This window comes from Elusimicrobia bacterium HGW-Elusimicrobia-1 (genome assembly GCA_002841695.1).
In the GTDB taxonomy this organism is placed as follows: domain Bacteria; phylum Elusimicrobiota; class Endomicrobiia; order PHAN01; family PHAN01; genus PHAN01.
In genome coordinates, this window is sequence record PHAN01000010.1 from 41,209 (window position 1) to 50,011 (window position 8,803).

Consider the following 8,803-nt stretch of genomic DNA (forward strand, 5'->3'; position numbering starts at 1 on the left):
AATAGTTTTGTTAATATTTAGTGAGACGCAAGAATGAAACTCCACTTCGACCCGAACCAGCGATACCAGATTGAGGCGATAAACTCTGTCGTCGACATCTTCGAGGGCCAGCCGCTAAACAAGAGCGATTTTGAGTTTTCGCTCAAACCCGCCGCGGGCGGACTTTTCTTCGGCGAAAACGGCGTCGGCAACAACCTTATTCTCTCCGAAAAACAGATTCTCGAAAACCTCCGTGTCGTTCAGGCAAAAAACGGCATCAGGCAGTCGAAGGAACTCGACGGGATGAACTTTTCCGTCGAGATGGAAACCGGAACCGGCAAGACATACGTCTATCTGAGAACCATTTACGAACTAAATAAAAACTACGGCTTCAAGAAGTTCATAATAGTCGTGCCGAGCGTCGCCATTAGGGAGGGCGCGCTCAAAAACCTTGAAATCACCGAGGAACACTTCCGCTCTCTCTACGGCAAAACCCCGGCCAATTACGAGGTCTACGACGCCGCCAAGGTGTCGGGCATAAGAAACTTCGCGCTCAGCAATTCCGTTCAGATTCTCGTCATAAACATCGATTCATTCGCCAAAGATATAAACATAATGAACCGCCCCAACGATAAACTCAACGGAAGAAAACCCGTGGAGTTTCTACAGTCGGTCCGGCCTGTCGTCATCGTGGACGAGCCGCAGAATATGGAGACCCAAATAAGAAAGGCCGCCATAGCGAACCTGAACCCTTGCTGCACTCTCCGCTATTCGGCCACGCACACCAATCTTTACAATCTCGTTTACAGTTTGAATCCCGTCAACGCCTACGATATGGGTCTCGTCAAACAAATCGAGGTGGACTCGGTTCTGACGGAGAATGATTTCAATCGTGCGTTCGTTCAACTTGAAAGCGTCTCCTCGACGAAAACCAGGACATCGGCGAAAATACGCATAGACATTAACGGCAAAAAAGGCGTTGAGCGAAAAATCGTGACCGCAAAAGTCGGCGACGACCTTTATGAATTATCGAACAAAAGAGAGAACTACAAAACCGGCTATATCGTCAACGAAATAGATGTTTCCAATCAATGCGTAACCTTTTCGAGCGGCGATATGCTTCGCGTGGGCGACTCGCGCGGCGGTCTGCGCGACGAAGTGATGAAAGAGCAGATGCGAAAGACCGTCGAAGAGCATTTTCAGAAGGAAAGAAAGTACAAAGAAAAAGGTGTCAAGGTACTTTCGCTTTTCTTTATAGACCGCGTGGCAAACTACCGCGCCTACGACGACGCCGGCAATTCTCAAAAGGGAAAGTTCGCGCTATGGTTTGAAGAAATATACAAGGCGCTCGCCGAAAAAGAAGCGTTCAAGGGTGTGATTCCATTTGACGCCGGCAAAGTCCATAACGGATATTTCGCCCAGGACAAAAAGGGGATTTTCAAGGACTCGTCGGAAAACCGCGAAACGCAGGCCGACGACAACGCCTATCATTTGATAATGAAGGACAAAGAAAAACTCCTCGACCCCGCTAATTCTTTGAGGTTCATATTCAGTCACTCGGCATTGAGAGAGGGCTGGGACAACCCGAATGTATTTCAGATTTGCACGCTCAACGAAACCCGCTCGGAGCTAAAAAAACGTCAGGAAATCGGCCGCGGTTTGCGGCTCTGTGTCAACCAGAACGGCGACAGGATACTCGACAAGAACGTCAACATTCTGACCGTAGTGGCGAACGAAAGTTACGACGACTTCGCGTCCAAACTCCAGAAGGAAATCCAGGAAGATTGCGGCGTGGAGTTTACCGGCAGATTGAAAGACAAGCGTGACAGAAAAAAGGTTTCGCTGCGGAAGGGTTACGAAGCCGACGCAAGGTTTATCGAACTCTGGAACAAAATCAAGCACAAGACGACTTATAATGTCGAATATGAAACCGCCGAACTGATTAAGAGGGCTTCGTCGGCGATAAACAAGATGCCGGCGGCGCGCGCTCCCGTCATAAAAAGTGTTAAAACACATTTGGAGATGCTTCGTGAAGGTGTCGGCGGAAAGCAGGTCGGCATAAGCATAAGAGAAGCGTACGACACAAGTATCGAGGTGCCCGACATTCTCGGATATATTCAGGGTAAAACCGACCTCACGCGCTCGACGATACTCGATATTTTGAAAAAATCCGGACGCCTCGGCGACGCGCTCAAAAACCCGCAGTTGTTTCTCGATATGACCGTCGCCGAAATCAAAAACATTCTCAACGAAATGATGGTCGACGGCATCAAATACGAGAAAATCGGCGGTCAGGAATACTCGATGATGTTATTCAAGGACGTCGAAATAGAAAGTTACATAGGAAATCTTTACAAAGTCAAGAATCAAGACAAGACCATCGCCGACCACATAGAAATCAGTTCTATGTCGGAAATAGAAAGAAAGTTTGCCGAGGACTGCGAGAACACCGAAAACGTGGAGTTTTTCTTCAAACTTCCGCGCGGCTTCAAAATAAAGACGCCGCTCGGCGATTACACCCCCGACTGGGCGTTGATTTTCAAAAACGAAAAGAAACTCTACTTCGTCGCCGAGACCAAGGGCTCGCTCGACAAAATAGACCTTCGCGGCGGAGAAAACCTCAAAATCAAATGCGGCGCGGCGCACTTCAAAGAACTCCCCGGCGTGACTTTCAAAACGGCGACGAAACTTGAGGATTTGCTCTGATGTGTGAAAGAATCTAAGGCGGAGGTGGAAGAAATGGCAAAACTTGGAAGGTCAATTAAAGGTCACGCAGCTCTTAAAAGAAAAGCCAAAAAAATGGGCATAATAATCTCGAAAGGGAAATTCGGCAGAGTCGCCAGTTTCCACGCACCAAGAAAAAAGAAATAGATTATTTACACTATTCGAATATTTCCAAAGCGTTATGCCCGATTGCGTATGCCATTGTAGCCGCCGGGAATAGGCCTGATTTTGCCCTTGTAACGGACGAATCATTTGGGAAAATCCTTGCCATCTCAAATCCCCCCTCATTCCCCCTTTAATAAAGAGGGACAAGCGAGGGATTTTCTACAAAGCCCAGAAAAACAGGTAAAAGTTAAAAAATACGAACACCAAATTGACCAGATGGTTTATAAATTATACGACATAACCGAAGATGAAAAAAATTGTAGCAGGATAAAATATGTTTTGTGGGCGATAATTGGTAAGCAAGAGAAGAAAAAAAGTTAAGTCTGATTGCGCAAATAACATATAAAGCAAAGGAAGATTTGTTATGGTTGATATAAAACAAATGAAAAAATATGTTCAAAAATATTCTGTTGAGCGTAATCAGCCCTGCTTATGTGGGAGTGGCAAGAAATATAAAAAATGCTGTGAGCCGTATATTGATGAAAGACAAAAAAATATTTCCAAAACTCCTGATTATGATGATTTAGCTATTAAATACTTAAATAAGAAACAATATGCTGAGGCAGAACTATATTTTAGAGCACATTTAACGCAATATATAATATGGTATAACGAGCAAACAAAACCTTTTTATAAAGAAGAACCTGAGGCCGCAAAAGATATCTATCTAATCGATATTGATGCAATCAATGAAATTGCTGATTTTCTTGTTAAAGCATTGTATCGGCAAAATAAAATCAAAGAAATACACCATTTATATGAGAACTTAGTTGATATTATTGATAACTCTGTATATCGTTTTTATATTGATACGCAAAGGGCATATTGGCTTGATTATGACAAAATGAATGATAAAGCAGTACTAATTATGGATGGATATTTAAACAAAGAACTTGATGAAATACCATTGACGTATCTCGGTATAAAGTCATTAGTGTTTTATTTGTATTTTTTACATTTGAGATTACCAGCTGTCACTTCTTTCAAAATATTAGATAAATTACTCAGAGTAGCTGAAGACTATTACTCTATGTTATATTTTTTAACTCAAAAGGCAAGGATTGCTTTCATGCATAATGATACTAATTTGGCTAAAACAAGCGCTGAACAACTCTTAAAAGAATTACGGAAAATTTCATCTGCGGATATAAGTAATTCACGAGAAGTGTATGCTTTATTGCCCGATACATACCAAATGGTTGCCATAATTCTTAATGATGATAAATACTATCGAAGTCTAATAGAGATATGTGAGCAGAATATTCTAAGATATCGGGAAGATAAGAAATTTTTAGCATCTCAATACCATGCAATAGGGCAAGCATATACTAGTTTAAAAAAACTTGATAAAGCCAAAGAATCTATTTTAAAGTCACTAGCATTAGATAAAAGAGATGAATACCAATTAGACCTTGTAAAAGTATTTTTGAAATTGGAAGAACAAAAAAGTGCATTAAAAGTACTTAATGAAATTAAGTACGATAAATTAGAAGAGAATTTAAAGATTGATTATTTATCGTACTTTGTTGATGTGGCTTTAACAAATAAGGACAAAAATATTGCTGTCCAAACCGAGAAGAAATTAGCAAATTTACGAATAGTCATTCCATATTTTCAGATGATGACAAATGATTTTCGTTCCTTGCTATTAGATTTTATTTGTGGTAAATATGGAAATGATACGTTGATTATTCGCTTGAAAAAATTTGCTGCAAGAAACTTAATATTACAACCCAACTTCTTTGGAATTGGTATTAACCTCAATGAAATATTGGTGCCTAAAGATAAAGGGGAAAATGGGAACGCTTTACATTTTTAGATTTGAAAACTTGAAAAAATAATTTTGAGAAAATATTATTAAAAATCACTTAAAATATGATCCAACTTCCAAATACCAATTTATTTATCGGTAATATAAATGATCTTCGCAATGCAAACGATCAAGATTGGGCTTTCGTAGTCCGCTTTTACTTCTTATACGGACTGCATAATATATGTTAGGCGTATCAAGGAGCCAGTGTGCCGAACACCAGAGCTGAAGCCTTGCGTGAGATACTTGACGATCTTGCAGCCTTTGAACTTGACCTAAACGCCTACTACGGCGATGCCGAACCCCAAGGCGTTTACGACAGCGTTCTCTCGGGCAAGATCAACAGCCTGCGCGCGTTCTGCCAAACACTGGGCTGGTCCGAACTTGTGGCCCATATGCAAGGTATGACACCGCTTCAATGTAACGCCGTTGAGTCCTTGGGCCGTATCAAGGGGTTCGTCATTCCAGAGGCACGCAGACTGCTCGCGGTATCCGACATTGAGAGCCCGCCTAGCCCAACACAGTGGTTCTGGCAGTTCGTGCATCCAAGAATATGCGCTCTCGCGCGTCCACGATATGAGGCCGGGTTCTTCGGCGACGCAGTCGAAGCGTCGTTCAAGGAGGTCAATGACGCCGTGAAGCGCATTGTCCGCGAGTCCGATGGACGAGAGTTGGACGGCGCCAGTCTAATGAGCACAGCCTTCTCGCCACAGAATCCGGTCATTCGCCTTACGGAGCTATTGACCGAGACGGACCGCGGCATCCAACAGGGATACATGCAGATAATGGCCGGGTCCATGACGGGCATCCGCAATCCGAAGGCTCACGAAAACCTGAATCCAGATAGCTCGAAGGCGTTACATATGATCTGCTTGGCAAGTCTGCTCATGCACAAGATTGACGAACGCATCTGAGGGCGTGCCAAGTGAAAGATACGCCTAACCCTTCCATCGAGCGGACAGCCCGCGGCAAGCCGCGGTCTGCCGCTCATGTCAAACGTTCGGGATACTAATAATGAAAAGAATTCTGTTGTCTATCTTGCTCATCGGTGTCGCAACCCCATGTTTTGCCAAGGCGTACTATGCTGGAAAGAAGGAGATGATACAGAAAGCCGAAGTCATTGCCATCGTCAATATCACAAAGGTACAAGAGACAGAAAAGAAGGGGAATCACTGGACATACCGCCAGAAAGTATTAGGCACCGTGGAGCGTTGCCTGAAGGGGAATGCAAAAGGAGAGATCGAAATCTACGGGATGGAAACTTTCATCTGTGCCCAGTGTCGTTATGAGGCGGGACGATTCATCCTCTTCCTCCGGAGGGAAAAAGGGTTCTGGGTGGGCTCTAACTGGCATCTTGGTATTCGCTCAATTGCAAAAGATCAGGTTCAGTGGTTCAAGGGTGGTGAGAACCGTTTCGAGATGATGGGAACGCCTCTTGCTGACGTCGTTGACGAAATTGGCGCTGTCGTGAAAGAGCAGAAAAAGGGAACGCCTAACAAACCGGATGCAGGCGACGGCAAATAGCCGCGCCTGATCCGCAACGTTAGTCTCGGGAAAAATATGAAACTGAACCCCGGTCACTTTATGCTTGCCGTCATTACGGCGATGTTTATAGCCGTAAACGCCAAAGCGGATCTTGAAGAACTTGATCCCGATGTGCAAGATAGACAACTTGCCATGGCCGAGGAGTTGTACATTAAAAAAGACGTAAATGGCCTGCTAAAACTCCTTAGAGATTCACACCTCTTCATCAAGACGGATGTTGCACTCAAGTTGGGACGACTTGGTGCAAGAGAATCCTTGGCGAACCTTCGGGAATACGACGAACACTACTCTCGCTTTGCATGTATGCCATCCGGCGAGTTTGGCGTCGCAATCATTCTCATTGAAAATAAAACTCCGGACAGCCAAAAGAAAGCCCTGCTTGCCATCGCCACGGAAACTGGTAACAAGACAAAGCACACACACAGCGTTATCAACGCAGCAGGAAGAGAACTCAGCAGGTTCGAGGGCGATGATGTTATTAGCGCATTAGCGGATGTCAATACATATGGTGCTCAACATACAGTGCTTACGCTTCAATGCAAAAAGTTATCTACGTCAGATGCCATTGCAAAATGCATTACTGTCTTGGAAACTCACCAGACCCCACAGAAAGCCGAAGCTGCTCAATATCTTCTTGCAACTTTTGGCAGCAAAGCAGAATTGCCAGTCCAAGCACTGAAGGCCCGAATGGAAAAGAAAATAAACCCCACGGATCCGACTTTCACAATACCCAAGACGATAATAAATCGTTGCAATCGTATTCTGGAAAAGATTAAAGAGAAAGAATAGGTTAACCAATTACTGCACCCGAGCAAAATCGCAAGCGGTTTGGACAGGCGAGTTCTATCGTTAGTAACTCCAATGGAAACGAAGACACAAGCTTTGAATCGGCTATTCACTAGATGGATACGGACCTATCCGCAAACGGCCCACGACGGATTTCATCGAGATGGAATTATTGCCGAGAGGGAGTTCGCACGGCAACCTAACCGTATCCTTTTCGTTCTTGCCGAACCCAATAGCACCGGCGGTCGCTTCGTTCGTTATCGAGGCGCTGATCTTCGAAAAGTCTTTGGGGAGGAAAAACTTAACAAACCCTTAACACGGAATCTTGGGCTTTGGACTCAAATGCTTCTGGATGGCTCATCAAGATATCACGTCTTGAGCCCCAGCAAGTCGCAGGTTCAAATTCGGCGGATCGCGATAATGAATCTTAAGAAATTTAGCGGTTCAGGCAAGGCGGATTATGCTGGCATTGGCCTTCATGCTTGGCATGATCGTGCTTTCATTCGGCGACAGGTTGCCATAATTTCTCCGAACCTTATCATAACTTGCGGCGAGAGAATTCATAAGGTTTTCGGTGCTGTAATGCATGATAATCGGTTCTGGTCAACTGAAACCAGTTGGAAATGGAACGTGGCGCCAGTTGAGAATGTTCAACATCCAGCGACGCGCGGTAGAAATACTCTCCCAGCATTTCGTCGTTTACGCGAAATCGCCCGCAAAAATCGGGTGCTAACAACGTGTTCCAGCCGACTGTAAAATGTAATTGAAAACTGCCTCCCTGAAGGTAAAGTTGCCCTTACCCATGGAGTAAAATACTCCCGATTGAAGCGGCAATACGTGCGGCGGGAGGAAGGATGGATAGGATACAGGAATTTGGGCAGCTAAAACACGAGAGTCAGCCCGGCTTGAAACGGCATTTGATTCTGCTATAATCGTCAATGGCCGGGCGGGGTCAGTTTTCGATTACAACGGGGGCAAGATTCGGTTACATTGTACACTGGTATTCATTCTCCACTATGAACTCCAAATACAAATCAATGCAGCGTAGCAGCACTGCTCTGCTGTGCTCAATCGGATGAAAGAAAAAAGCCCTAAAGGACGAGAGTGCACCCGATTTGTCCGACAAAAGCGACTGCCGAGTTAATGGCAGTTATAAGCAATGCGCAGAAACAAATAAAAGAAAGCTTGAAGAATCTGCAAAAGTAATCTCGGGGTATGGGCAAGAAGGAGGATGATGATGGGTTCAACACGATACCACACAAGTCAATCTGCCGAATTTTTTGTTTACTCACAATTGCACAGATTAGAACTCAATGCTGTAATTACTTTAGGAAATGCAAAGGCCGTAGACATATTAGTTTATACACAAAGTAAAGAAACCCTAAAATTCGATGTTAAAGGGCTGAAAGTTAATAATTATTTTCTCGGCCTTAATGATTCAATCTGTGATAAATGTTTCTTTTACTGTTTTGTAATCCTCGGTAAAGATCCCACAGTCATGCCTATTGTCGGCATTGTGCCGTCCGATAAGTTGAAATTAATCTGTAATTATTGGAAAAGCAAAAACACTAAAAAAGACTATTCTGTACCTTCAAAGACAATATCTTATCTTCTGGCTAAAGAGTACGAGAAGGCGGCAGATTATATAATGAATGTTGTAAAATCAGACCAGGGATTCAAGGAAAATAAAGTTCTGTATGACCATATAAAAAACAAGGTGATTGTAAAAGATTTGGCACTAAAGTATAATAGTGTCAATGAAACTTGAAACCTTTGAGTTCGTCGGAAAAAGCG

The 8,803-nt window shown here is 43.8% G+C and carries 8 protein-coding genes; all 8 read left to right on the forward strand.

Going from position 1 to position 8,803, the window contains the following annotated elements; translation table 11 throughout:
* Nucleotides 1-33 precede the first annotated feature (33 nt).
* The gene (locus CVU77_06430) at nt 34-2,685 is read left to right on the forward strand and encodes a DEAD/DEAH box helicase (protein ID PKN01215.1); all 2,652 of its coding nucleotides are present in this window, start codon (nt 34-36) and stop codon (nt 2,683-2,685) included.
* 270 nt (nt 2,686-2,955) lie between these two features.
* A complete protein-coding gene (locus tag CVU77_06435; GenBank protein ID PKN01216.1) occupies nt 2,956-3,189 on the forward strand; it encodes a hypothetical protein in 234 nt (77 codons plus the stop codon).
* Nucleotides 3,190-3,232: 43 nt separating this feature from the next.
* Nucleotides 3,233-4,687, forward strand: coding sequence for a hypothetical protein (locus CVU77_06440; protein ID PKN01217.1), 1,455 nt, complete (start codon nt 3,233-3,235; stop codon nt 4,685-4,687).
* A 200-nt stretch (nt 4,688-4,887) separates the two neighbouring features.
* Nucleotides 4,888-5,592, forward strand: a complete 705-nt coding sequence (locus CVU77_06445; protein PKN01218.1) for a TIGR02391 family protein — start codon at nt 4,888-4,890, stop codon at nt 5,590-5,592.
* A gap of 100 nt (nt 5,593-5,692) precedes the next feature.
* Nucleotides 5,693-6,202 (forward strand): hypothetical protein, encoded by a 510-nt coding sequence (locus CVU77_06450; GenBank protein PKN01219.1) that lies wholly within the window; start codon nt 5,693-5,695, stop codon nt 6,200-6,202.
* A gap of 36 nt (nt 6,203-6,238) precedes the next feature.
* Nucleotides 6,239-7,012 carry a hypothetical protein gene (locus CVU77_06455; protein PKN01220.1) on the forward strand — a complete coding sequence of 258 codons (774 nt, stop codon included), beginning with the start codon at nt 6,239-6,241 and terminating at the stop codon, nt 7,010-7,012.
* A 72-nt stretch (nt 7,013-7,084) separates the two neighbouring features.
* Nucleotides 7,085-7,765 carry a hypothetical protein gene (locus CVU77_06460; GenBank protein ID PKN01221.1) on the forward strand — a complete coding sequence of 227 codons (681 nt, stop codon included), beginning with the start codon at nt 7,085-7,087 and terminating at the stop codon, nt 7,763-7,765.
* Between the two features lie 481 nt (nt 7,766-8,246).
* Nucleotides 8,247-8,777 (forward strand): hypothetical protein, encoded by a 531-nt coding sequence (locus CVU77_06465; protein ID PKN01222.1) that lies wholly within the window; start codon nt 8,247-8,249, stop codon nt 8,775-8,777.
* Nucleotides 8,778-8,803 lie beyond the last annotated feature (26 nt).

Bases quoted from the DNA above. Each gene is read 5' to 3' on its own strand.
- CVU77_06430 (PKN01215.1), top strand. From the start codon at position 34: ATGAAACTCCACTTCGACCCGAACCAGCGATACCAGATTGAGGCGATA.
- CVU77_06440 (PKN01217.1), top strand. From the start codon at position 3,233: ATGGTTGATATAAAACAAATGAAAAAATATGTTCAAAAATATTCTGTT.
- CVU77_06450 (PKN01219.1), top strand. From the start codon at position 5,693: ATGAAAAGAATTCTGTTGTCTATCTTGCTCATCGGTGTCGCAACCCCA.
- CVU77_06455 (PKN01220.1), top strand. From the start codon at position 6,239: ATGAAACTGAACCCCGGTCACTTTATGCTTGCCGTCATTACGGCGATG.
- CVU77_06460 (PKN01221.1), top strand. From the start codon at position 7,085: ATGGAAACGAAGACACAAGCTTTGAATCGGCTATTCACTAGATGGATA.
- CVU77_06465 (PKN01222.1), top strand. From the start codon at position 8,247: ATGGGTTCAACACGATACCACACAAGTCAATCTGCCGAATTTTTTGTT.